At 65.2% G+C, this 23,403-nt stretch carries 19 protein-coding genes and 1 pseudogene; 13 read left to right on the top strand and 7 right to left on the bottom strand.

The features are described from left to right. Nucleotides 1-33: 33 nt before the first annotated feature. The 8 genes and pseudogenes from ASD22_RS15300 to ASD22_RS15265 all read left to right on the top strand — a co-directional run bounded on the left by ASD22_RS15300 (nucleotide 34) and on the right by ASD22_RS15265 (nucleotide 9,536). Nucleotides 34-1,431 carry an amidase gene (locus tag ASD22_RS15300; protein WP_056085409.1) on the top strand — a complete coding sequence of 466 codons (1,398 nt, stop codon included), beginning with the start codon at nucleotides 34-36 and terminating at the stop codon, nucleotides 1,429-1,431. A 301-nt stretch (nucleotides 1,432-1,732) separates the two neighbouring features. After that, on the top strand, nucleotides 1,733-2,647 hold the full coding sequence (gene cysD / locus ASD22_RS15295; protein WP_056085407.1) for a sulfate adenylyltransferase subunit CysD: 915 nt from the start codon (nucleotides 1,733-1,735) through the stop codon (nucleotides 2,645-2,647). After that, complete coding sequence (gene cysN, locus ASD22_RS15290) at nucleotides 2,647-4,554, top strand: sulfate adenylyltransferase subunit CysN (protein ID WP_056085405.1); 1,908 nt, start codon at nucleotides 2,647-2,649, stop codon at nucleotides 4,552-4,554. Before cysD ends, cysN begins: the two co-directional genes overlap by 1 nt. A gap of 122 nt (nucleotides 4,555-4,676) precedes the next feature. Next, on the top strand, nucleotides 4,677-5,297 hold the full coding sequence (locus ASD22_RS15285; protein WP_056085402.1) for an alpha-ketoglutarate-dependent dioxygenase AlkB: 621 nt from the start codon (nucleotides 4,677-4,679) through the stop codon (nucleotides 5,295-5,297). Nucleotides 5,298-5,406: 109 nt separating this feature from the next. Then, on the top strand, nucleotides 5,407-6,507 hold the full coding sequence (gene gcvT, locus ASD22_RS15280; RefSeq protein ID WP_056085399.1) for a glycine cleavage system aminomethyltransferase GcvT: 1,101 nt from the start codon (nucleotides 5,407-5,409) through the stop codon (nucleotides 6,505-6,507). 97 nt (nucleotides 6,508-6,604) lie between these two features. Beyond that, on the top strand, nucleotides 6,605-7,000 hold the full coding sequence (gene gcvH / locus ASD22_RS15275; RefSeq protein ID WP_007080625.1) for a glycine cleavage system protein GcvH: 396 nt from the start codon (nucleotides 6,605-6,607) through the stop codon (nucleotides 6,998-7,000). Nucleotides 7,001-7,554: 554 nt separating this feature from the next. Beyond that, a pseudogene (gene metJ, locus ASD22_RS17150) lies at nucleotides 7,555-7,809 on the top strand (met regulon transcriptional regulator MetJ); the annotation flags it as partial. Nucleotides 7,810-8,528: 719 nt separating this feature from the next. Then, complete coding sequence (locus ASD22_RS15265; protein WP_056085397.1) at nucleotides 8,529-9,536, top strand: energy transducer TonB; 1,008 nt, start codon at nucleotides 8,529-8,531, stop codon at nucleotides 9,534-9,536. Nucleotides 9,537-9,627: 91 nt separating this feature from the next. Here the strand turns inward: ASD22_RS15265 and ASD22_RS15260 are convergent, their stop codons facing one another. Beyond that, nucleotides 9,628-10,935 (bottom strand): serine hydrolase domain-containing protein, encoded by a 1,308-nt coding sequence (locus ASD22_RS15260; protein WP_056085395.1) that lies wholly within the window; start codon nucleotides 10,933-10,935, stop codon nucleotides 9,628-9,630. Between the two features lie 55 nt (nucleotides 10,936-10,990). Here ASD22_RS15260 and ASD22_RS15255 point away from each other — a divergent pair, with 55 nt between their 5' ends. The 3 genes from ASD22_RS15255 to ASD22_RS15245 all read left to right on the top strand — a co-directional run bounded on the left by ASD22_RS15255 (nucleotide 10,991) and on the right by ASD22_RS15245 (nucleotide 14,944). Further along, a complete protein-coding gene (locus tag ASD22_RS15255) occupies nucleotides 10,991-11,578 on the top strand; it encodes a LemA family protein (protein WP_056085393.1) in 588 nt (195 codons plus the stop codon). 50 nt (nucleotides 11,579-11,628) lie between these two features. Further along, the gene (locus ASD22_RS15250; protein WP_056085392.1) at nucleotides 11,629-13,512 is read left to right on the top strand and encodes a M48 family metallopeptidase; all 1,884 of its coding nucleotides are present in this window, start codon (nucleotides 11,629-11,631) and stop codon (nucleotides 13,510-13,512) included. A 133-nt stretch (nucleotides 13,513-13,645) separates the two neighbouring features. Beyond that, nucleotides 13,646-14,944: an MFS transporter gene (locus ASD22_RS15245; RefSeq protein ID WP_082520321.1), complete on the top strand. Its 1,299-nt coding sequence runs from the start codon at nucleotides 13,646-13,648 to the stop codon at nucleotides 14,942-14,944. Between the two features lie 46 nt (nucleotides 14,945-14,990). Here ASD22_RS15245 and ASD22_RS15240 read toward each other — a convergent pair whose 3' ends face one another. Both ASD22_RS15240 and mtgA read right to left on the bottom strand, forming a co-directional pair. Continuing rightward, nucleotides 14,991-15,419, bottom strand: coding sequence for a CBS domain-containing protein (locus ASD22_RS15240; protein WP_007080632.1), 429 nt, complete (start codon nucleotides 15,417-15,419; stop codon nucleotides 14,991-14,993). Between the two features lie 86 nt (nucleotides 15,420-15,505). Then, entirely contained in the window at nucleotides 15,506-16,237 is a 732-nt protein-coding gene (gene mtgA, locus ASD22_RS15235) for a monofunctional biosynthetic peptidoglycan transglycosylase (RefSeq protein WP_200946386.1), read from the bottom strand. A gap of 181 nt (nucleotides 16,238-16,418) precedes the next feature. Here mtgA and ASD22_RS15230 point away from each other — a divergent pair, with 181 nt between their 5' ends. Further along, nucleotides 16,419-17,318 (top strand): Hsp33 family molecular chaperone HslO, encoded by a 900-nt coding sequence (locus ASD22_RS15230; protein ID WP_056085389.1) that lies wholly within the window; start codon nucleotides 16,419-16,421, stop codon nucleotides 17,316-17,318. 24 nt (nucleotides 17,319-17,342) lie between these two features. On the opposite strand, the gene ASD22_RS15225 is transcribed toward ASD22_RS15230, so the two are convergent. After that, nucleotides 17,343-20,243, bottom strand: coding sequence for an EAL domain-containing protein (locus tag ASD22_RS15225; protein ID WP_056085387.1), 2,901 nt, complete (start codon nucleotides 20,241-20,243; stop codon nucleotides 17,343-17,345). Between the two features lie 241 nt (nucleotides 20,244-20,484). Here ASD22_RS15225 and ASD22_RS15220 point away from each other — a divergent pair, with 241 nt between their 5' ends. After that, the gene (locus ASD22_RS15220; RefSeq protein ID WP_056085385.1) at nucleotides 20,485-21,375 is read left to right on the top strand and encodes a hypothetical protein; all 891 of its coding nucleotides are present in this window, start codon (nucleotides 20,485-20,487) and stop codon (nucleotides 21,373-21,375) included. A 75-nt stretch (nucleotides 21,376-21,450) separates the two neighbouring features. Here ASD22_RS15220 and ASD22_RS15215 read toward each other — a convergent pair whose 3' ends face one another. The 3 genes from ASD22_RS15215 to ASD22_RS15205 are packed head-to-tail and all read right to left on the bottom strand — an operon-like array spanning nucleotide 21,451 to nucleotide 23,355. Continuing rightward, entirely contained in the window at nucleotides 21,451-22,353 is a 903-nt protein-coding gene (locus tag ASD22_RS15215) for a DUF4097 family beta strand repeat-containing protein (RefSeq protein ID WP_056085593.1), read from the bottom strand. A 16-nt stretch (nucleotides 22,354-22,369) separates the two neighbouring features. Next, entirely contained in the window at nucleotides 22,370-22,813 is a 444-nt protein-coding gene (locus tag ASD22_RS15210) for a hypothetical protein (protein ID WP_056085384.1), read from the bottom strand. Next, nucleotides 22,810-23,355, bottom strand: a complete 546-nt coding sequence (locus ASD22_RS15205) for a sigma-70 family RNA polymerase sigma factor (protein WP_056085592.1) — start codon at nucleotides 23,353-23,355, stop codon at nucleotides 22,810-22,812. Before ASD22_RS15205 ends, ASD22_RS15210 begins: the two co-directional genes overlap by 4 nt. Between the last annotated feature and the right edge of the window lie 48 nt (nucleotides 23,356-23,403).

Here is a 23,403-nt window from a genome sequence, read left to right as displayed (position 1 = left end):
CGATAATCAGGGCACGATCCGAAGGGAATGCTCATGAATCAAACGCCACCGATCGCCGATTTCGAACTGCGCCGGGCCAGCCTGTGCCAATTGCTGCACTGGCTGGCCGTCGGCAGGGTCCAGCCGCAGGCGCTGGCCGATGCCTACCTGAGCGCGATCGAGCGGATCGACCCGCAACTCAACAGTTACGTGGATGTGCGCGCCGGTTTGCTGCACGACCAGGCGCAAATGGCGGATCGCCGCCGCCGCGACGGCGTGATCGGCCGGCTCGACGGGATTCCGCTGGCGGTGAAAGACAACTTCGACGTCGCTGGCTGGCCGACCCGGGCGGGCCTGCCCGATCGCAACACGCCGGTACAGGACGACGCCCACGTCACCGCCCGGTTGCGCGCGGCCGGCGCCTTGCTGATCGGCAAGACCAATATGGATGAAGGCGCGTTGGGCGCCGCCACCGACAACCCGCATTTTGGCGCCACCCACAATCCGCACCGGCACGGTTACACCGCGGGCGGTTCGTCCGGCGGCGCGGCGGCGGCCGTGGCGGCGGGGCTGGCGGTGGCCGCGGTGGCGTCGGACAGCCTGGGGTCGGTGCGTATCCCGGCCAGTTATTGCGGCGTCTACGGGCTCAAGCCCACCCATGGCGAAATCTCCGCCCGCGGCATGGTGACGGCCGCGCGTCGGCTCGATGCGGTCGGCCTGCTGGCGCGCAGCGCCGACGACCTCACCGTGCTGCTGCAGGTGCTGGCCGGTTACGACGCCGACGATGCACGCTCGCGCCGCCGCCGGGTGGCGTTCGCCTTGCCGGACTGGGAGCCGGGCCACCTGCGCGTGGGCCTGCTGCCGAACCTGGCCGCCGTAGGCGTGGAGTCCGAGGTGATCGAGGTCTTCGAGGCGGCGATGGCGAAACTGCCGCACGCCCTCAGCGACCGTCGCACCGTCGATTTCGCCGACTGGAATTTCAGCCGCACCCGCCGCGCCGGCCTGCTGTTGATGGAGGCCGAGATGCTGGGCACGTTCGCCAGCGACCTGGCCCATACCGACAAGCCGGTGTCCGCGCGCTTCCGCGGCATGCTCGACTTTGCCGCGAAGAAGAGTGCCGCCGACTACGCCATCGCCGACCGCGTGCTCGATGCCGCCACCTTGAAGATGCGCCGCCTGTTCGCCCAGGTCGACGTGCTGGTGCTGCCCACCACGCCGCAGGGTGCTTTCCCGCTGGATGGCCCGGTACCCGACTCCCAGGCCGATCTCACCAGTTTTGCCAGCCTGGCCGGCTGCCCGGCCGTGAGCCTGCCGATGGGCCATCTGCCCAACGGGCTGCCGGTGGGGTTGCAGCTGGTGGGCGCCAGGGGTTCGGATCTACGGCTGCTGGAGCTGGCATCAGTGTGCGCGGCTACGCTGGATACGGCGCCGACGTACCCGGTGATTGCCTAGCGTTGGCGGGCGGTGGCCCTTCGGCTCCGCTGCGCTACGCTCAGGGTGATCGGTTCAGGGGGCTTGTGTTCGGCGGAGTTGGCCAGGGTCCCGCCCAGCCGGTCACCCCGAGCGTAGGCCGCAGGCTGGAGTCGAAGGGCGCCCCCGTGGCGGCTGTCCATATGGCCGCGTGTTATTAAGATATGAAAAGACGTCTGGACGTCTATTCATGAAATTGGCCTAAGATGAGTGCCCCGGGACGCGTATCAGTTGGGTCTGTTGGCGTGTTTCCCGATGCCACCCGATGTCGAGCTTCCCACTGATGACCATCCCTGCAGCACCGCGTACGCACCTCGATGACCTCGAGGCGGAAAGCATCCACATTTTTCGCGAGGTGATGGCCAGCTTCCAGAAGCCGGTCATGCTGTATTCGATCGGCAAGGATTCGTCGGTATTGCTGCATCTGCTGCGCAAGGCCTTCTATCCAGGCAAGTCGCCGATCCCGCTGCTGCACGTGGATACCACCTGGAAGTTCCGCGAGATGATCGCTTTCCGCAACGAGGTGGCGGCAGCAGGTGATGTAGACGTACTCGTGTACACCAATCAAGAGGGCGTGCGCCAGGGTATTTCCCCGCTGACGCATGGCGCCACCGTGCATACCGATGTGATGAAAACCCAGGCGTTGAAGCAGGCACTGGACAAGTACGGCTTCGATGCGGCCATCGGCGGGGCGCGGCGCGATGAGGAAAAGTCGCGCGCGAAGGAGCGCGTCTTCTCGTTCCGCAACGCGCAGCATCGCTGGGACCCGAAAAACCAGCGTCCCGAGCTGTGGCACACCTACAACACGCATATCCGCAAGGGCGAAAGCGTGCGGGTGTTCCCGATGTCCAACTGGACCGAAATGGATGTGTGGCTGTACATCCAGCGCGAGAACATCCCGGTGGTACCGCTGTATTTCGCCAAGCCGCGGCCGATTGTCGAGCGCGATGGTGCGTTGATCATGGTCGACGACGAGCGCTTCACCTTGCGCGATGGTGAAACCGTGCAGATGCGGGAGGTGCGCTTCCGCACGCTGGGCTGTTACCCGTTGACCGGGGCGGTGGAATCCTCCGCCACCACGCTGGAAAGCATCATCGAGGAAATGGCCACCTCGCGCAGTTCCGAGCGACAGGGGCGGGTGATCGACCAGGACCCCACCGCCTCGATGGAACGCAAGAAGCAGGAGGGTTATTTCTGATGAATGCACAACCTGACATCGTCGTCGATACGGCCGCCGTGGCCGCGGCCACGGCTTCCAAGAGCCTGCTGCGTTTCATCACCTGCGGCAGCGTGGACGACGGCAAGAGCACCTTGCTGGGCCGCCTGCTGTATGACGCCGGCATGCTGTCGGACGACCAGCTCGACACCCTGGCGCGCGAAAGCAAGCGCCAGCGCGGTGACGGCAGCGACGTACTGGACTTCTCCCTGCTCACCGACGGCCTGGATGCCGAGCGCCAGCAGGGCATCACCATCGACGTGGCGTACCGCTACTTCCACACCGCGCGGCGCAGCCTGATCGTGGCCGATTGCCCCGGACACGAGCAGTACACCCGCAACATGGCCACCGGCGCCTCCAATGCCGAGCTGGCCGTGGTACTGGTCGATGCGCGCAAGGGCCTGCTGCCGCAGACGCGCCGTCACACTTATATATGTGGCCTGCTGGGCATCCGCCACGTGGTGCTGGCGGTGAACAAGATGGATCTGGTCGATTACGACCAGGCCACCTACGAAACCATCGCCACCCAGTACCGGCAACTGGCGCAGGATCTGGGTATCACCGATGTGCATTGCCTGCCGGTGGCGGCGCTTACCGGCGACAACGTGGGCAGCCGTTCGCCGCGCATGCCGTGGTACCAGGGCGAAAGCCTGCTGGAAGTGCTGGAAACGGTCGATGTGGCGACAGTACATGCCGACGATTTCCGCATGCCGGTGCAATGGGTAAACCGCCCGGATCAATCGTTCCGGGGTTACGCCGGCACCATCAGTGGTGGCCGCGTTTCGCGCGGTGACGAGATCGTGGTGCAGCCGGGCGTGCAGCGCGCGCGCATCGATCGCATCGTCACCGCCGATGGTGATCTGGACAGCGCCGTCGAAGGGCAGGCGGTCACGCTTTGCTTCGACCGCGAGATCGACGCCAGCCGCGGCGACGTGATCGCCGATGCGCTGCGCCCGGCGCCGGTAGCCGACCAGTTCACCTGCCACCTGCTGTGGATGGGCGACACCACCCTGTTGCCCAACCGCACCTACTGGATGAAGATCGGCACCCGCACCGTCAATGCGCGGGTGATGTCGATCAAGCACAAGGTGGATGTGAACAGCCAGGCCAAGCTGGCTGCGCGCCACCTGGATCTCAACGAGGTGGGCTATTGCACGGTGGGTCTGGACGACGCCATCGCGTTCGAGGCCTATACCGCCAACCGCACGCTGGGCGGCTTCATCCTGATCGATCGGCAGAGCAACGCCACGGTCGCCTGCGGCATGCTGGATTTCGCGCTGGACCGTTCGTCCAACGTGCATTGGCAGCACATGGATATCGACAAGTCCGTGCGTGGCTCCAGCAAGGGCCAGCAGCCGACGTGCCTGTGGTTTACCGGCTTGTCCGGCGCCGGCAAATCCACCATCGCGAACCTGGTGGAGCGGCGCTTGCACGTGCTCGGCTATCACACCTACCTGCTGGATGGCGACAACGTGCGCCACGGCATCAACAAGGACCTGGGCTTCACCCCGGAGGCTCGCGTGGAGAACATCCGCCGCGTGGCCGAGGTGGCGCACCTGATGGTGGACGCCGGATTGATCGTGCTGGTCAGCGTGATCTCGCCGTACCAGAGCGAGCGCCGCTCGGCACGCGAACTGTTCGACACCGGCGAGTTCCTGGAAGTGTTCGTGGACACCACGCTGGCCGAATGCGAAGCGCGCGATCCGAAGGGCCTCTACCAGAAGGCGCGTGCGGGCGAGATCCGCAACTTCACCGGTATCGACTCGCCGTACGAAAAGCCCGAGGCGCCGGATATCCATCTGGTCACGGCCGGGCAGCGGGCGGAACAACTGGCCGAGCAGGTTACCCAGCAACTGCTGGCGCGGTTGAACGCTCCCGACGTCGACTGATCCACCACCCTTCTGTAGGAGCGACTTCAGTCGCGACGCTTCTGCTCTGGAATTCCAAGGCAAGAGCATCGCGACTGAAGTCGCTCCTACAGTTGGATCATCGCCTGCCGGATAATCGCGCCATGACGATGACCGAATGGCAGCGCGTGGATCTGCAGGCCGGTGCCGACGTGGCGCTGTTGCCGCAATGGCTGGGGTCGCAGGAAGCCGCGGCCACCTTCACTGCGCTGTACGCGGCCATCCCGTGGGAAACCCATCGCCTGCGCCTGTTCGGTCGTGAGGTGGCTGCGCCGCGGTTGAGCTGCTGGATCGGCGATCCACACACCAGCTATGCCTATTCCGGCACCCGCTTCGAGCCTCGCCCCTGGCCACCCTTGCTGGCCGAACTGCGCGAACGCCTGCAGCAGACCTGCGATGCCCGGTTCAACAGTGTGCTCGCCAATCTCTATCGCGATGGCCGTGATTCGATGGGTTGGCACAGCGACGACGAACCCGAGCTTGGCGCCCAGCCATTGATCGCATCGTTGAGCCTGGGCGCGGAACGGCGCTTTCGCCTGCGGCGGCGCCTGCCGCGCACGCTCAAGCCATCGCCCGCCGATACGGTGAACCTCCTGTTGCCGCCGGGCAGCGTGCTGCGCATGGCTGGCGCCACCCAGCGGCTGTATCGGCACGATCTGCCGAAGACGCGCGTCGCCGTGGGCCCGCGCATCAACCTCACCTTCCGCTGGATCGAACCGCGCTGATACTCCGTGCATGGCGCGCGTTGTGGCGGAAGTCCAGTGCCAGAGGCGCGCTTGGATTGCGTGCCTGCGCTGGGGATAATGCAGCCACTTCCTTTCAAGCCGTTTCCCCATGACCGAAAAGACCGTACTCAACGCCACGCATCGCGCACTTGGCGCGCGCATGGTCGACTTCGGCGGCTGGGACATGCCGATCAACTACGGCTCGCAGATCGAGGAGCACCACGCGGTGCGCCGCGACGCGGGCATGTTCGACGTGTCGCACATGACCGTGATCGACCTGCACGGCCCGCGCACGCGCGAGTTCCTGCGCCATCTGCTGGCCAACAACGTCGACAAGCTGAAGAAACAGGGCAAGGCGCTGTACTCGTGCATGCTCAACGAACGCGGCGGCGTGATCGATGACCTGATCGTGTACTTCTTCGATGAAGCGCATTTCCGCCTGGTGGTGAACGCCGGCACCCGCGCCAAGGATCTGGCGTGGATCACGCAGCAGGCCCAGGACTTCGCGGTGGAAGTGAAGGAGCGTCCCGACTTCGCCATGATCGCGGTGCAAGGCCCCAACGCGCGCGGCAAGGTGCTCGACCTGCTCAACGCCATGGATCGCCCGCGCATCGAAGCGCTGGGCAAGTTCACCGCGGCCGCGGCGCAGGGCCCGCGCGGCATGCCGCTGTTCATCGCGCGCACCGGCTACACCGGCGAGGACGGCTTCGAGATCATGCTGCCGAATGACGATGCCGTTGCGTTGTGGCAGGCATTGAGCGAGGCGGGCGTCGCCCCGGCCGGTCTGGGTGCGCGCGATACCTTGCGCCTGGAGGCCGGCATGAACCTCTACGGCCAGGACATGGATGATGAGGTGTCGCCGTGGGAGGCCAACCTCGGCTGGACGATCGCCCTGGACGAAGGCCGCGACTTCATCGGCCGAGGTCCGCTGGAGGCGATGAAGGCCGCCGGCGTGCCCCGCGTGATGATCGGCCTGGTGCTGGATGAGAAAGGCGTGCTGCGCCACGGCCAGCGCGTAACGACCGCCAACGGCAGCGGGGAAATCCTCTCCGGAAGCTTCGCCCCGACCTTGAACAAGGCGGTGGCCTTCGCGCGCATCCCGGCCGGCGATCCGGGCGAGATCAGCGTGGACATTCGCGGTCGCGAGCTGCCGGTGCGGCAGGTGAAGTATCCATTTGTCCGCGATGGTCAGCCGTGCGCTGGCATATGAGCGTTTTCACCGCGCCCATGGCACGGTTTGTACACAACGGTTGCGTCTAGAATTGCCGCCGTTACTCTGCCCAACCTCTTACTGACTGGATCCGACCATGAGCGAAATACCCGGTGATCTGAAGTTCCTGAAGTCCCACGAATGGGCACGCGCCGAAGACGATGGCCTGGTCCGCGTGGGCATCTCCGAGCACGCGCAGGAGCAGCTCGGCGACCTGGTCTATGTGGAATTGCCGGAGGTCGGCGCCAGCGTCGTGGCCGGTGCCGGCACGGCCGTGGTCGAATCGGTGAAGGCCGCATCGGATATCTATTCGCCGATCTCCGGCGAGGTGGTCGAGATCAATGAGCTGCTCGGCGACAAGCCCGAGACGATCAACGAAGACGCCTACGGCGATGGATGGATGTTCCTGGTGCGTCCCAGCGACCGCGCCGAACTCGACGAACTGCTCGACGCCCACGACTACGAAGCCCTGATCGAAAACGAAGATCATTGAGCGCGACGTGTCCGGAACGAATGACGGCCGCCTATGCGGCCGTCGTTTTTTTGACTCGTCGATGATGCAGATCGGCGATCGGTGTGTGCGAAAACGCGGTCGACGAGGACGCGTTGCGCTTCGCCTTCTGCGTGCCGAACAACCCGCTTCGTCGCGTTTTCGTCACGCCAGGATCGACCAGGCAGAATTATTTTTCAGCTTGTGATCGACGCCGCGACGAACTTTCAGTGGCGTTCTGTTCATATGCGCAGCACCAAAAAGAGCGGTTGCCTGCCATGCTTGTCACAACGGCAGGCACGGCGGTCGAATTTCTTTTATTGCGCCTTATTGCGCGTATCCAGCGCAATACAGCGCTTTTTTGCAATTTCAGTGAAATATGGAATGGACGTATAGACGTCCATGACATGCAAGGGTACTTGGCGGGGCGACCCGGGCTACAACGGGTTTTCAGTCCTTCCAGGTGCCTTTCAACCGAATGGATTTCATGCCTAAAATCCATTGACAGGTGAAATCTTCGGGGCTAGCTTTCGCATCAGATAACGGGGAACGTTGCCATGGCGACATCAAAATTTATCAAGCCTTATGTAGAGCACGGTGAGAAGGCGGCAGCCGTACGCAAGATCACCGTCTCGATTCCGCTTCACGTACTGCACAAGCTGTCCGATCTGCGCACGTATCGCCAGGTCAACAATCTTCGGCACGCTACCAACAGCGACTTGTTGGTCGAAGCGTTCCTTCACGCTTTTACTGGGCAACCACTGCCAACTGATGAGGAGCTGAGACGAACCATGGCCACTGCCAAAAAACCTGCTGCAAAGAAACCGGCCGCCAAGAAGGCCGCCAAGAAATCCACCGCGAAGAAGGTTGCTGCCAAGAAGCCGGTAGCGAAGAAGCCGGTCGCGAAGAAAGCCGCTGCCAAGAAGGTTGCGGTGAAGAAGGTTGCCGCGAAGAAAGCGGCTCCGAAGAAAGCTGCCGCCAAGAAACCGGCGGCCGCCAAGAAAGCCGCCGTGAAGAAGGTTGCGGTGAAGAAGGTTGCCGCGAAGAAAGCGGCGCCGAAGAAAGCCGCCGTCAAGAAAGCTGCACCGGCTCGGGTGGTCAAGGCCACCAAGACCGCCAAGGCAAAAGCGAAGAAATAAGCACCCAAGAAACACGCTGTACGTTGTCGCATTCATCGTTGTTTTCTCTCCCCGCGGTGCCCAGCGCGGGGAGAGCACTTCGAAAGTCTTCGTCCCGGCCTGGCCGGGACGCTTCGTTTCCGGGCTCCCGGTTTTATGCGCGGGACGCAAAACTGCCGGACCGCCGTTTTCTCCGGATTGCCCTCGCCGCACGGCTCGTTCGCAGGACGTCGCCGTCCACGCCGGCCCTGCCGCCGCCCGCGCAAACGATACGTTGAACGTTGATTTGCCGTGCCACTTCGTTTGGGGTTACCTTGTCGCACATCCGCGCTGCGGCCTGTCAGGGGACCGGTCGCTCCTGGATCTACAGGGGGAAAAAAGCGCGGGTATCTATCGACACTCAGCGAGAGACTATGGATACCCGAAATACACTTCATTCGCGCCGGCGTTCGCGCGGTGCGTTCAGGCCCGTGGCCATTGCCATTCTGGTCGTCATCGGTTTGCTGGCCATTGCCGCATGGTTCCTGATCGTGCGCCCGTACCAGGCGCAAGTGCTGGCTGATGCGGGTGGTCATCCTTCCACACCGGTGGCAGCCACCACGTCCAACGCCGCGCCACCGCCAGCCAACGTGCAGGCGATGGGTACCAGCGAGCTCCTTTCCGAAGCGGGCAAGGCGGTAAGGGAGCAACGATTGCTGGCGCCGGCCGGCAACAATGCGTTCGAGTTCTACCTGCGCGTGCTTGAGAAGCAGCCGGGCAACCAGGTGGCGACTGATGCGTTGCGTGAGACGTTTCCGTTCGCGGCCACGTCGGCGGAACAGGTCATCAACCGAAGTGACTTCGGTGAAGCACAGCGGCAGATCGACTTGCTCGCCAAGGCGGACCCGACGAATTTCACCTTGACCATCCTGCGCTCGAAACTCGATGCGCAGCGCAAGGTGCTGGACAAGCAGCAGCAACTGGTGCTCGACCAGCAGAAGGCGCAGGAGCTTGCGCAGCAGAAAGCGGCGGCGGACAAGCTGGCGGCCGAGCAGCAGGCGGCCCAGGCCGCGCAGGTGGCGGCTCAGCAGAAAGCGCAGCCGACACGTACGCCGCAAAGGACGACAGCGGCTGATACCGCGCCGGCCCCGAGTGCGCAAGACAATGCCGCAATCACCGAGGCCGTGCTGGTCAAGGGCGCGGCGGCGCGCTATCCCCCATCGGCGATGCGGGCGCAGCAGGAAGGCTGGGTCATCGTGTCCTTCATGATCGATCCCGATGGCAGGACCAGCCACATCGACGTGGTGAGTTCGGAACCTCGTCGTGTCTTCGACCGTGCCGCGATAGAAGCCGTGAGCCGTTATGTGTTCACCCCGGCGACGCGAGGTGGCGTGCCGACGGCCAGCAAGCAGCAGCAGCGCATCGAGTTCAAGTTGCGCTGAGTGAAGCCCCGGGGCATGCAGGTTCGTTGAGCTTGCATGTCCTTCAACCTTTGCATCACCGACGCGCGGTACCGCATGCCGCGCTTCCGGCTCAATGATGGCTGGGCTTCCGGTGCCTGACGGCTTTCTTGTGCTTCGGCGCCGCCTTGCGCACCGGGCGGGAAGGTGGCGGTGCGTGTTCGAGACCGGCCCAGTCGACGTGCGGCAATCCCAGCAGGCCGTCCAGCACCATCGGCATCAGGCCGCTGGGCGTGGGTCCGGTGGAATTCCACAAGGTGACCACACCGACCTGATACTTGGGGAAGAAGCCGATCATGGTGCGGTAACCGGCCACTGCACCGGCGTGGTAGATCAGCGTTTCGCCGCCGTAGTCGTACACGCGCCAGCCTAGTGCGTAATGCGCCGCGGTGAGGCGGCCGCGGCGCCACGGCGTGGCATGCAGTTCACTCGGGGTGGCCACGCCGGGGGCGTGCAGCACCTTGAGCAAGGAGGGCGACAGCACATCGGGACGGCCGCCCATTTGTGCGACCAGCCATTTCTCCATGTCGCGCAGGCTGGCGTTGACGCCGGCTGCCGGCGCCACGCGGTAATAGGTTTCGTTGGGCGTGAACGGGATCCAGCCGCGGCGGCTGGCGTGATGCGGGCGCGCCCAGCTCTTGCTGGTTTCCAACGCGGCCAACCCGTAGCTGGCCGTGGTCATGCCCAGCGGGTAGAACAACCGCTTGTCGACAAGGTGATAGAAGAAGTCGCCCGTGCGCGCGAACAGCACGTCGCCGATCATGCCGAACGCCACGTTCTGGTAGCCGTAGCACTGGCCGATGCCGCAGGTCATGTCGACTTCGTCCAGCTTGCGCACCAGCTCCTGGTACGGCACGTCGCCTTCGAGCAGGTTGTCGTAGGTGTTGCGTGGCAAGCCCAGCCGCTGGCCGAGGATGTCACCGACCGTGGCCTGATCGGAAGCGTGCGCATCCTTCAGCTTGAAGTACGGCAGCACGTCGATGAGCCGGGTATCCCAGCCGAGCTTTCCGTCGTCGACCAGCAAGCCGGTGATCGCGGTGGCGAAGGCCTTTGACAATGACGCCAGCCGGAAGACCGTCTTCGGCGTGACCGGCTCCTTCGTCGCCGCGTCGGCGTAGCCGACCGTCCCCTCGAACACCACCTTGTCGCCGATCACGACGGCCGTGGCCAGGCCGGCCACGGCATCACGCTTGCCCAGCGTATTCAGCCATTGGCGATAGTCGTCGAGCGTGGCCTTGACGCGCGCCGGCGGCAGCTTCTGCACGCCAGGGGCGGGGGTGGCCGAAGCCGGGGCGACGGGCGCGGCGTTACTTGTGTCAAGCGGTGCGCAAGCCAGGGAGAGTGCACCGGCGGCGACCAAAAATATCTTTCGAAACGGCATGTTATTCTGATTTCGTTGCGGCGCGAACACGTGCTGGGGAGAGGAGGCGATACCGATGAGCCTGATTATTTTGCTGGTAGTAGTCGTTTTGATTGTCTTGTACTTCGTGGCGATCTACAACGGACTGGTTACCTCGCGCAACAGCTACAAGAACGCTTTCGCGCAGATAGACGTGCAGCTTACGCGCCGACACGATCTGATTCCCAACCTTGTGGAAACGGCCAAGGGCTACCTTGCCCACGAACGCGGCACGCTGGAGGCCGTGGTGCAGGCGCGCAATGCGGCCGTGAACGGTTTGGCCGGCGCCAAGGCCAACCCCGGCGACCCCGCCGCGATGCAGCAGTTGGCCGGCAGCGAGAACGCGTTGACGCAGACCCTGGGGCATCTGTTCGCGTTGCAGGAAGCGTACCCCGACCTGAAGGCCAACCAGACCATGATGCAGTTGTCCGAGGAGCTCACCTCCACGGAAAACCGTGTGGCGTTCGCGCGGCAGGCGTTCAACGATTCGGTGCTGACCTACAACAACAAGCGCGAAGTCTTTCCGGCGTCGGTGGTGGCCAACAGCTTCGGCTTCGTGGCGGCCGAGCCGCTGAAGGTCGAAGACCCGGCCGTGCGCGACGTGCCGAAGGTTTCCTTCAGCTGATCGTCATCGCGTCACGGCACCCGCCGTGACGCGCCTGGTTCGGAGTGCCCATGGATTTCTTTGCGCAACAGGCGCGCGTGCGCGGCAGCAGCCGTCGACTGGTCGTGCTGTTCGCGCTGGCGGTGGTCGCCATCGTGGTGGCGATCGACGCGGTGGTGTGGGTCGCCATGGGGCAGCGCCCGGTCGATGGCGGCCCCGCGCCGTCGAACCTGCCCTTGCTGGCGACGACCACGGTGGTGGTGCTGATGGGCATCGGCCTCAGCTCGCTGTTCCGCATCATGAGCCTGACCGGTGGCGGCAAGAAGGTGGCCGAAAGCCTCGGCGCGGTGCCGGTGCCGCCGGATACGCGCGAGCCCATGCTGCGCCAGCTGCGCAACGTGATCGAAGAGGTGGCGATCGCCGCGGGCGTGCCGGTACCGGACATCTACCTGATGCCCGACGAGCCCGGTATCAACGCGTTCGCCGCCGGTTACTCGGCCTCCGACGCCGCGATATGCGTGACCCGTGGCTGCCTGGAGCAATTGAGCCGCGACGAACTGCAGGGCGTGATCGCGCATGAGTTCAGTCATGTGTTGAACGGCGACATGCGGCTCAACATCCGCCTCATGGGGTTGCTGTTCGGCATCATGGTGCTGGCCATCGTGGGCCAGCGCGTGATCTGGTTCGGCGGCGGACGCAGCAGCCGTCGCGACGGTGGTGGCAACCAGGTCTGGATGATCGGGCTGGCGCTGATCGTGGTGGGCTACATCGGTTACTTTTTCGCGCGCCTGATCCAGGCGGCGGTGGCGCGTTCGCGTGAATCGCTGGCGGATGCCTCGGCCGTGCAGTTCACCCGGCAAACGGATGGCATTGCCGGTGCGCTGAAAAAGATCGCCGTGCTCAGCGAAGGCTCCACCCTGCAGGCAGCGAACAAGCAGGAAGTGGCGCACATGCTGTTCGGCGAGGCGGGCCGGTTCAATGCCTTGTTCGCCACCCATCCACCGCTGCTCGATCGTATCCGGGCGCTGCAACCCGGCTTTCGTGAAGAGGAGCTGGCCCGATTGGCCAGCGCGATGGAAGCGGCCACCGCGCCACCGCTGGCCACGCCGCCACCAGCGCCTGCCACCGCTGCGCCGGGTATGGGCATGCCGCCTCTGCCCGTGCTGATGGGTGCCGCGCTGGCTGCGGGCCAGCCGGGTTTCCAGCGCGCAGGCGCGGTGCGGCGAAGTCTGCCGCAGGTGTTGGTCGATGCGACGCGGCAGCCGGAGTCCGCGTTGGCTGTGGTGCTCGCGCTGGCGATGTCCGTGCAGGAGGAGATCCGGCGTTTGCAACAGCGGCAAGTGGCCGACGCCTTCGGTGACGATGTGCTCGACACGGTCACCGCGCTGACGCACGAGGTCGCGTCGCTGGTGTCGGAGTCGCGCCTGCCGTTGGCGGCGCTGGCCTTCCCGGCCCTGAAGCAGCTTTCCGAGGGGCGGCAGAAAACCCTGCTGGATACCTTGGGCGCGCTGGTGCGCGCGGACGGCCAGGTCGATCTGAACGAATATGGCCTGACCCGGCTTTTGCGGATGCAACTGCAGGAAGCGCAACGTCCGCGCCAGGCACCGCTGGACGGCTCGGGAAAACTGACGGCGCGCCGCGACAGCGTGGCGCTGGTGTGCGCGGTGGTGGCGCTTTATGGCAATGCCGACGAAACCGCGGCGCGTCGTGCCTGGTTGCTGGCGATGCAGTCATGTTTCCCCAACCAGACCGTGACCTGGCAGGCACCGCCCGCGGCATGGCAGACACCATTCGACAACGCGCTGGATCAGCTGGACGAACTGTCACCGCCGGCCAAGGAATTGTTGATACAAGGCCTGGTCCACGCGATCCGTGCCGACGAGGTGATCACCACCGCGGAAGCGGAGTTGCTGCGCGTGATCTGCGCCAGCCTGCATTGCCCGCTGCCGCTGTAGGGACGCTCGCGCGCGGCCGTTCGACACGCACCGCAGCGTTGCTGGTTGATGACGTTGATGGGGCGGGTTCCATGCTGCACTGACCCGGCCAGGCGCCATGCTAGGCTTGCCGCGCCCCACGCTGGATGTATCCGTGAGTTTGTCCCGCCAACCCGCTGTCGACTCGACCACCGCGCCGTTATGGTCCGCGCTGGCGTTCTTCTTCGTGATGGCGTCGTACTACATCATCCGGCCGGTCAGGGACCAGTTGATCGGCGCGCTGGGTTCGGCGTCGCTGCCGCTGATCTACGGCGTCGTGTTCCTGGTGATGTTGTTGCTGACGCCGGTGTTCGGCGTGCTGGTGGCGCGTTTCCAGCGGCGCCACCTGCTCGGCTGGAGCTACAGCTTTTTCATCCTGTGCCTGCTGGCCTTCGTGCCGGCCTTTCTGGCGCAGCAGCAGATCGGCGCTCGCTCGCTGGGGCTGGTGTTCTACGTCTGGGCCAGCGTGTTCAACCTGTTCGTGGTGTCGCTGTTCTGGAGCTTCATGGCCGACATCTTCGACAGCGGCCAGGCGCGACGGGTGTTTTCGCTGATCGCGCTGGGCGGCATGGCGGGCGCGGTTTTCGGGCCGCTGGTGACCAAGCTGCTGGTGCAGCTGATCGGTGTGGCGCCCTTGCTGCTGGTGTCGGCGCTGGCGCTGGGCATTGCCCTGGCGCTGCTGCTGCGCCTGTCGGCCCGGCACGACCAGCTGCCTGGGGATCCTGGCAACGTCGCCATCGGCGGCTCGCTGTGGGCCGGCATCAAGGAGCTGTGGTCGCGACCGTTCCTGCGCTACATGGCGTTGCTGATGCTGTTTGGCGACGGTATCGGCACGCTGGCCTATGCGATGGTGGCCGACTACGCGAAGGCGCATTTCTCCGATGCCGTGGCGCGCACCGCGTTCTACAACGACCTGGATCTGGCCACCAATCTGCTCGGCGCGGTGATGCAGCTGACACTCACGCGCTGGTTGCTGATACGCCGCGGTGCAGGCTGGGGGCTGGTGGTGCCGACGGTGGTGAACACGGTGTTGCTGGCCGGTGTGGCATGGATGGGCGGCGGTTCACTGATGCTGTTCGGCGCGGTGGTGCCGATGCTGTCGGTGATGCTTGTGGTCACCCGCGGCTTCGCCTACGGCATGACAAAGCCGGCGGTGGATGCGTTGTATACGCGCGTCCCGCGGGAGACGCGCTACAAGGGCAAGAACTTCGTCGAGACTGCGGTGTGGCGTTTCGGCGATGTGTTGGTGACCAGTGCCGTGAGTGGCCTGCGCACGCTCGGCTGGGGTATCGGTGGCCTCGCCCTGCTGGGCACTGGCGTGGCCGCCATGGCGACCGTGGTGGCTCGTCGTGCGGGGTGGTCGCCCGACCTTGCGCCGGAGAATCCTGCCGGGCACGACAACAGGCAGACGTGACCCGCGCGAGTCCGGTCGCTACGGCTTGCCGATTCCCCATTCCCCGCTAACTGGTGATATAGCGCTGCAGATGCTCGATCTCTTCGGCCTGCGCGTCGATCACCGCCTTCACCAGATCGCCGATCGAGATCACACCCACGACCTGCTCACCGTCCACCACCGGCAGGTGGCGGATGCGGCTGTCGGTGCAAAGGCGCATGCAGTCGAACACGTCGGTATCCGGGCTCACCGTGATCGGGGTGCCGCTCATGATGTCCGATACCGCCGTTTGCGAGGACGAGCGGCCCTGCAGCAGTACCTTGCGCGCGTAGTCACGCTCGGACATCACGCCGACCAGCGCGCTGCCACGCATCACCATCAGGGCGCCGATGCGGTATTCGGCCATACGCTTGATCGCTTCGAGCACCGGTACATCGGGCTCGATGGAGAAGATCTTGTTGCCTTTGCCTTCCAGCAGATGTTTGACCTGGCGCATGCGTGGAATCTCCTGCCGGTCCCGGCGGGCCGGTTGGGTTGAGTCTAGCGTCCGCGGATGCGTCGCGTGTAGCGGTTGTGTGAACCTCAGTGGGGCGGCCGTTCCGGTGCATCGCCATCGATGTAACCGGGCCCGCCCAGTTGCCGCATCTGTTGCTGGATCCATTGCGCGCGGCGCAGCACGTACGCGCTGGGACGGTCGGCGTGGAATCGACGCGGGCTGGGCAATACCGCTGCCAGTCGAGCCGACTGCGCGGCGGAGAGTCGGGCCGGTGCGACGTGGAAAAAAGCCTTGCTGGCAGCGCCCACACCGTAGATGCCGTCGCCGAGCTCGGCGATGTTCATGTACACCTCGAGAATGCGTTGCTTGGGCCAGGTCAGTTCGATCAACACGGTGAAATACGCCTCAAGCCCCTTGCGCACGAAACTGCGGCCGTTCCACAGGAACAGGTTTTTTGCGGTCTGCTGGCTGATCGTGCTGGCGCCGCGCAGCCGCTTGCCATCGTCGTGGGCATCGAGTGCGGTCTGGATGGCATCGAAATCGAAACCGTGGTGGTACGGAAAGCGCTGATCCTCACCGGCCACCATGGCCAGCGGTACCTGTGGCGATGTCTTCTCCCACGACACCCAGTGGTAGTGCAGGGTGAAGTCCTTTTCGCCATGCAGCCAGGCGCCCACCTGGCGCTCCAGCATCATTGCGGAAGTCAGCGGCGGGACGAAGCGCAAAAGCAGGACCGCCAGCCAGCTGAGGGCGATCCATCCTGCGACGAACAGGGCGAGCCAGCGCAGCAGTGTCTTCAGTGACGGGCGATGAAACATCTTGTGCATGCGGTGTGCGGAACCCCAAATCAGAACGGTCAGCGGCCGCGATGCCGGGCGGCGGCGTTGGCGGCTCCCCCGACCCACCGTGCGAAAACCGGTTTCTTTCAGTATACGGGCGTTGCTCCCGCGCGCTTGCGTCCCCATCTGAAGCGCTTGACCACCAAGAGATGCGCCATCCATGGAAACCGCTTTCACTGACGACGTGCTTCACCGTTTCCTGCTTGAGCGTGCCGGCGTACGCGGCGTGCTGGTGCGGCTGGGGCCGGCGTGGCGCGAGGTGGCCGCGCGTGCCGACTATCCGGCGCCATTGCGCGAGTTGCTGGGCCACACGCTGGCGGCGAGCGCGCTGCTGACCGGCAACATCAAGCTCGATGGCGCCTTGTCGATCGAACTGAAAAGCCAGGACGCCCTGCGCCTGCTGTTTGCCGAATGCACCGATCAGGGGCGCTTGCGCGGCCTGGCCCGCTGGAGCGATCCGCTGCCGCGCACGCTGGCGCTGGATGCACTGCGCGACGCTGTGCTGGCCATCACCATCGGCAGTGTCGAGCGCGGCCAGCGCTACCAGGGCCTTGTGACGTTGCAGCATGCCGAGTTGGCGGGCGCGCTGGAAAATTATTTTGTCCAGTCGGAGCAGTTGCCCGCGCGAATCGTGCTGGCTGCCGATGGCGAACATGCCGTGGGCCTGATGCTGCAGAAGCTGCCGGATGAAGGCGGCCGCGATGCCGCGCATGACGACGACGCATGGAATCGGGTGGCCCACCTCACCGCTACGCTCGGCAGCGCGGAAATGCTGGCCACGGCACCGGAGCAGTTGCTGTACCGGCTATTCCACGAGGAGTCGGTGCGGATGTTCGAGCCGCGGCCGTTGGCGTTCGGTTGCACCTGCAGCCGCGAGCGGGTCGGCGCGATGCTGCGCTCGCTCGGTCGCGACGAAGTGGAGGCGGCATTGGCTGCGCGTGATGGCGAAATCGAGGTGATCTGCGAGTTCTGCGCCCAGCAGTACCACTTCGACCGCATCGATGCCGAGCACCTGCTCAGCGAAAGCGCGGCGCCGGGCCAGTCGCAAACGCCACAATGACAGCGGCCGCAATGATTGCCGTGCTCAGCTGAGGGGCGGCGCCTGCAGCGATTTCCAGGCTTCGGCCGGCTGCGGGCGGGCAAACAGGAAGCCCTGGGCGAAACGGCAGCCGATCTTCAGCAGCGCCTGCCGTTGCGATTCTTCCTCGATACCCTCGGCGATCACCTGCATGTGCAGCGAATCGGCCAGCGCCTGGATCGCACGTACCACGGCCAGGCCCTGGGTTTCTTCGCCGTCGGTGGGTAGCGCGGTGATGAACGAGCGATCGATCTTCAATGTGGCGAACGGGTACTGGTGCAGGTAGCTGAGCGAGGAATAGCCCGTGCCGAAGTCGTCCAGCGCGATGCCCGCGCCGTGGTCGCGCAGGTTCTGCAGCATCCGTTTGACCTGCGCGGGATTCTCCAGCAGCGTGTGTTCGGTCACCTCGATGCGGATGTGCGAGGTGGGGACGTTGTATCGCTCGAACAGCTCGAGCAGGCGCTGGTCCGTATCGATGGTGCGGAAGTGCCGGCCGGAGACGTTGATGCTGATGAAGCCGTGTTCGCCCACCAGGCGGTTGGCCTGCGCGCAAGCCTGTTCGAAGATCTGCCAGTCGATGAGTTCGACGCAGCCGGTCTCCTCGGCAATCAGCAGGAAATCAGCCGGAAGCAGCAGCCCGCGCTCGGGATGGTTCCAGCGCAGCAGCGCTTCGTAGCCGATGGTGCGGCCATCGGCTAGTGACACGATGGGCTGGTAGTACGGCACGAATTCGTTGCGAACCAGTGCGTGGCGCAGGTCGCCCTCCATATCCAGCAGCGACAGCGCTTCGCGTCGCAGGCGGTCATCGAACACGGCGGAGCGATGGCGGCCACCGTCCTTGGCGTTGTACATCGCCGCATCGGCGTCGCGCAGCAACTCCTCCGGCTGGCGGTAATGCGCACCGGGCAGGGCGATGCCGATGGAGGCGGAGGTGAAGATCTCCTTGACGCCCAGCCGGAACGGCGTTTGCAACGCACTGATGATGCGGTCCGCGACCTGGGTGGCGGTGGCGGCGTCGTCCATGTCTTCCAGCAGTACCGCGAACTCATCGCCGCCCAGTCGGGCGACCACGTCGCGGGTCTTGAGGCAGGCGCGTACGCGGCCGCCGACCTGGAACAGCAGGTCATCACCGACCAGATGGCCGACCGAATCGTTGATGACCTTGAAGCGGTCCAGGTCGATGAACAGCACCGCGAACAGATCCTGCGGGTTGGCCAGGTTGCGTTGCAGTGCCTGCTCCAGCCGCTGCAGGAACAAGGTGCGATTGGGCAGGCCGGTGAGCGAGTCGTGCAGGGTCTCGTACTTCAGCCGGCGTTCGACGCGCTCGCGTTCGGCGATCTGCTCGCGCAGGTCGCGGTTGGCCAGGGCCAGTGCATGGGTGCGCTCGGTGACGCGGCGCTCCAGCGTGGCGTACGCCTGTTTCAGCGTGGCGCTGGCGTGCTTGCGCTGCAGCGCGGTGGCGATGTGATAGCTCACGAAGGTGAGCAATTCCTGGTCGCGCTCGGTATAGGTGTGCTGTGGCGAATAGCTCTGCACGGCCAGCACGCCCATCACTTTTTCGCTCCACACCAGCGGCACGCCGAGCCAGCATACGGCGCGGGTGCCGAAACTTTCGATCTCGCCTTCGGCGATCAGCTGGTCGATGGCGGCGCCGTCCACCAGCAGCGGCTTGCCGTGGCGCAATACGTATTCGGTGGCGCCACGCCCGTGCGTGCGCGGCGGGCGCGTGCTGTCGATCTCGTCGACCGAGTAGGGAAACACCAACTGCTTCTTGTCGCCGTCGACCAGAGCGATGTAGAAGTTTCGCGCGTACAGCAGGCCGCCCACGGCCCGGTGCACGGCGGCGTAGAAGTTTTCCAGGCTTTCGGATGCGTTGGCCAGTTCGGCGATGCGGAACAGCGCCGCCTGCAGGCGTTCGCCGCGCTGCCGCTGCAATACCTGTTGGCGCAGCACGCGGTTGGCTTCGCGCAGGGCGGTGGTGCGGTCGGTGACGCGCTTTTCCAGGTCGAGATGGGCGCCGTGTCTTTCCAGCGCGGTCTGCACGTGCTGGGCCACGTAGCTCAGCAGCTCCAGGTCGCGCTGCGAATAATGGATATCGGCGCGATAGCTCTGCATCACGATGCCGCCGACCACCCGGTCGTCGCGCACCAGCGGCACGCCGAGCCAGTGCTCGCAATAAGGGCCCACCGGCACGAAATGGCCGGTGAGCTGCTGCGACAATTCCTCGATCGATCCCATCAGCGGGCGACCGCCCTGCAGCAGGTTCCAGGTGAGGCTGTTGGGCATGTCGCTCAGCGGAATCTGCTCGTCGGGCGCGGGTGGTTCGGCGTCCACCGTGTCGACGTAATAAGGAAAACGAATGCTGTCGGTGGCGACGTCGTACAGCACGATGTAGAAGTTTTCCGCATACATCAGGCTGCCCAGGATGCCGTGCAGCGAGCGCATCAGTTCGGGCATGTCGTGTTCGGCGCCGGCCTGCTCGGCAATCGCGTAAAGCGCCCGCTGCAGCCGCTCCGCCTGCGCCAGCCGCGAGATCGCGTCGTAGAGGCGGCTGGTTTCAGCCAGTTGGCGCAGCCGGGTGTCGGCGATGCGCCCGAGCCAGGCAAGTTGTGCGTTGGCCGCGTCGGACAGCGGCGCCCCGTGGGACAGCAGGGTCAGTGTCCGCGCGGTCTGGCTGTCTTCGGCCAGGTCGATACCGCCGGATGTGGCGCTGTTGGCGGGCTCGTTCGTCGGGTGCCAGCACAGTTGACCGTCGATGCCGAGGTCCGACAGCATAAGCTCGCAGATGCCCATGACGCTGGCCGCGTCGGGAGCCTCGAGCAGTTGCTCGAACGCGCGGCGCGACAGGTTGTGTTCCCCGAGGAGGGGAATGGGCGCGGGCAGACGGGAGGTCAACGAGGCACTCATCAGGTTTGCTGTGAATCCGGCCAATCCCGGAGCAACGACGAAAGGGGTTTTATATCCGTTCAGCAGTATGGCCGCCAGTTCCAGCGGCGGGAACCCCCGGGTCAGGGCCTGGTCTATCTGTGGATATCAAGGGATGTCGCTGTGCGCTGGTTTGCGTTTTTTGTGTTTCACGGTTGTTAGTAAAACGTAAATCACGCTATGATCCTCCGTAGCCGTTATATAGAGTTGCCGACGCCACGCCATGTATCGCTTGTTCGCCCTGTTGCTGATTTCCCTGCTGCCGTTTACGGCGGCGGGCGAGTCCGCGCCTGGCGCCGATGCACAGGCGCAGTACCTGCTGCAGCAGCAGGATGCGGTCGGTCCCGCAAACACCTCGGCCGTACCGCTGTGGCGGAACAACCACGGTCAGTGGTTGAGCCTGCGGGCGAGTCATTCGGATGCGACCATGCCGGCCTCGCTGGCGTTTCGCGGCTTGGCGCCGGGCAACGTGTTCAGCAGCGGCCTTCAGTACCAGTTGGCGCCCGGCGTGCAGGCGCATGCCGATGTCAGCCAGCGTTCGTGGGTCAACCATCCGGCACGTTTGATCGACAGTGAAGTGGGCGCCACGTACAACAACGGACGTTACAGCGTGGGGCTCAGTCTGGGGGCCAGCGAGGCACCGCAGCGCACAGTGTTGCCGCGCGTGCTGCCGGGTGTGGCGCCGGGTGTGGATGGCTTGTCCGCGTTTGACCGCAGCGAGCAATTGAACGCACACGGCCGCGTGGCCCTGGGCAGCACCACCGGTATCGACCTGGGTGCCAGCGTGGGGCGTATCCGGCTGTTGCCGGGCAACCTGTTGGGCATCGATACGCTGGACCAGAAGGCGTTGAGCTTCGGCGTGGACAGCGGCCCGCTTTCCGGCACCCTGGTTGGCCGCACCATGCAGCCGCTGGCTGGCAACGCTGGCGCGCTGAGCGCGGATCAACGCTGGAGCAGCATCGACCTCGGCGTGACCGTGCGCCTGCCGTGGCAGGGTGCGTTGAGCATCGGCGCACAGAACCTGTGGTCATCCGGCAACCCGGTGAACACGCCGGTGGGTCCGGAGCCAGATCAGTCGCGCACGCCGTACGTGCAATACCATCAGGATCTGTAAGGCGTCATTCGACTAGTGGCACCACGCATCATGCCGTCCTCGCGACGGCATTTTTGTGGGCGGCGCATCCGGTGCTCAATCCTGCTGGCGAATACGCAGGTCGCCGCTGAATGTTTCGACGGTGATACTGCCGCGACCACCGCCGATACGCGTTTCCAGGCTGCTGCCCGGCCCGTGGCTGGCTTCATCCGGCTTGCCGAAGTCGCTGCGCAAGTCCCCGCTGAACGTGCTGGCGTGCAGCGTTGCGGAGGTGGCCGCTGGCAGTTGCAACTGCACGTCGCCGCTCATGCTGTCGATGCCCAGCTCGCCACCTTCGGCCAAAGCCCCTTTCAGGCGGACATCGCCCGACACCGTGCTGAGCGAAAAGCTTTGCCAGGGGCCACCCGCGGCTTCGATCCCGCCGGACACGGTCTGCAGCTTCACCTTGCCGCCCAGCACCGGCGCCAGGATGTCACCACTGACGGTCTGCAACTCGGCATCCTGCGCGTGGCCGGACAGCTCGATGTTGCCGCTGACGCTTTCCACCTTGAGTGATGGGGTCATGGCATTGATGCGGGTTTTGCCGCTGACCGTGTTCACGGCGATGGCACCGCCGTCGATGCCTTCGATGCTCGATGTCGCGCTGACGACGTGTACATCCACGGAGGCGGAACGCGGCAGATGCACGATCAACGAGGTCGGCTCCATCGTCTTGTCACGGCCCCAGTCGAACCAGCCGCCACCGCCTTCGGGTTCGACTTTGAGCGAGAGCGTCGGCCCCTGGCCGGTGATGGCAAGCGGCTGGGCGCCATCGCCCAACTCACCGCTGACCTGCAGCTCCGGCCGATCCCAGCCGATGACGCTGACCGCGCCTTTGACATTGCTGATCTCGAGATGGGTGCGGGCGCTGGCGGCGTGGCGCAGGTCGATGGGCGTGCCGGCGAGCGCCTGGCCCACGCACAGGCACAACAGCAGCGGAACAAGGCGAGTGGTTTGCATGGTCATTCCTGGGTGATCAGCCGGCATCGCGCATCCGCCCCTGCCATTGCGCCTGTTGCAGGCGGGTGCGCTCTAGCAGCCGCCGGAGGGCAGGGGAATCTGGCGCCTGTTGCAGGGCCTGCTGCAATTCCATCCGTGCCGCAGCGAGTTCGACGGCGGCACCGGTGAGGCGGGGGTCGGAGGGCTTCCAGACGGGCGCAGCGACGTCGGTACGGACGACATCGGGTGCGTGCCGCATGGGCCAGAGCTGCCAACCGATGCCGGCGACCAGCAGGGCCGAGGCTGCCAGGCCGGCCAGGGCGAGCCGCTGGCGTGACCGGCGCGGTGGCGCCTTCGCCGTCGTTTCAGCGGCGGCGGCAGGCCGATCGAGCGCTGCATCGATGGACGGCCAAAGGTCGTGCTGCGGCATTACGGGTTGGCGCAAGTCGCGCAGTTGGCGTCGCCATTCGAATTCGTTCATCGCGGCTCTCCCAGAGCGTTGCGCAACAGCAGGCGGGCGCGGTGCAACTGTGCCTTCGAGGTGCCGACGGCCACACCCAGCTCGTGGCCGATATCCTCGTGTCGCCAGCCTTCGATGTCGTGCAGGACCAGCACTGCGCGTGCACCCGGCGGCAACTTGCCGATCGCCCGTTGCAGCTCGTCGCGCTCGGCGGCGCAGAACGGGGCTTCGCCCAGATCGGGCAGGTGGTCGTCGTCGACCATGCGTACTGGGTCGGCGCCGCGCGCGCGGATATCCATCAAGGCCACATTGACGGCGAGCCGGTACAGCCAGGTGCCGAACGCGCTTTCGTGGCGAAAGCCGGGCAGCTTCTGCCAGGCGCGCACGAAGGCCTCCTGGGTCAAGTCCTCGGCCCGTGCGTGGTCGTAGCCGGCCAGCCGATGCACGGCGCCGTAGATCCGGCCGATGTGCAGGCGGTATAAGCGCTCGAAGGCATGGCGGTCACCGGCGGCGGCCGCGTGTACGTCGTCCGTGTCGATGGCGTCGATCGGCGCGGGCGACATGGGTTTTCCGAGGTCGGGGCAGGCAGCGATCATATCGCCAGCATGGAT

The sequence above is a fragment of the Rhodanobacter sp. Root480 genome (assembly GCF_001426645.1).
Taxonomy (GTDB): Bacteria; Pseudomonadota; Gammaproteobacteria; order Xanthomonadales; family Rhodanobacteraceae; genus Rhodanobacter; species Rhodanobacter ginsenosidimutans.
Note: the sequence above shows the minus strand (reverse complement) of the source record. Positions and strands in the feature narration are given on the sequence as shown.

Coding starts and splice junctions, on each gene's coding strand:
- ASD22_RS15300 (WP_056085409.1), top strand. CDS start 34: ATGAATCAAACGCCACCGATCGCCGATTTCGAACTGCGCCGGGCCAGC.
- cysD (WP_056085407.1), top strand. CDS start 1,733: ATGACCATCCCTGCAGCACCGCGTACGCACCTCGATGACCTCGAGGCG.
- cysN (WP_056085405.1), top strand. CDS start 2,647: ATGAATGCACAACCTGACATCGTCGTCGATACGGCCGCCGTGGCCGCG.
- ASD22_RS15285 (WP_056085402.1), top strand. CDS start 4,677: ATGACGATGACCGAATGGCAGCGCGTGGATCTGCAGGCCGGTGCCGAC.
- gcvT (WP_056085399.1), top strand. CDS start 5,407: ATGACCGAAAAGACCGTACTCAACGCCACGCATCGCGCACTTGGCGCG.
- gcvH (WP_007080625.1), top strand. CDS start 6,605: ATGAGCGAAATACCCGGTGATCTGAAGTTCCTGAAGTCCCACGAATGG.
- ASD22_RS15265 (WP_056085397.1), top strand. CDS start 8,529: ATGGATACCCGAAATACACTTCATTCGCGCCGGCGTTCGCGCGGTGCG.
- ASD22_RS15260 (WP_056085395.1), bottom strand. CDS start 10,935: ATGCCGTTTCGAAAGATATTTTTGGTCGCCGCCGGTGCACTCTCCCTG.
- ASD22_RS15255 (WP_056085393.1), top strand. CDS start 10,991: ATGAGCCTGATTATTTTGCTGGTAGTAGTCGTTTTGATTGTCTTGTAC.
- ASD22_RS15250 (WP_056085392.1), top strand. CDS start 11,629: ATGGATTTCTTTGCGCAACAGGCGCGCGTGCGCGGCAGCAGCCGTCGA.
- ASD22_RS15240 (WP_007080632.1), bottom strand. CDS start 15,419: ATGCGCCAGGTCAAACATCTGCTGGAAGGCAAAGGCAACAAGATCTTC.
- mtgA (WP_200946386.1), bottom strand. CDS start 16,237: ATGTTTCATCGCCCGTCACTGAAGACACTGCTGCGCTGGCTCGCCCTG.
- ASD22_RS15230 (WP_056085389.1), top strand. CDS start 16,419: ATGGAAACCGCTTTCACTGACGACGTGCTTCACCGTTTCCTGCTTGAG.
- ASD22_RS15225 (WP_056085387.1), bottom strand. CDS start 20,243: ATGAGTGCCTCGTTGACCTCCCGTCTGCCCGCGCCCATTCCCCTCCTC.
- ASD22_RS15220 (WP_056085385.1), top strand. CDS start 20,485: ATGTATCGCTTGTTCGCCCTGTTGCTGATTTCCCTGCTGCCGTTTACG.
- ASD22_RS15215 (WP_056085593.1), bottom strand. CDS start 22,353: ATGCAAACCACTCGCCTTGTTCCGCTGCTGTTGTGCCTGTGCGTGGGC.
- ASD22_RS15210 (WP_056085384.1), bottom strand. CDS start 22,813: ATGAACGAATTCGAATGGCGACGCCAACTGCGCGACTTGCGCCAACCC.
- ASD22_RS15205 (WP_056085592.1), bottom strand. CDS start 23,355: ATGTCGCCCGCGCCGATCGACGCCATCGACACGGACGACGTACACGCG.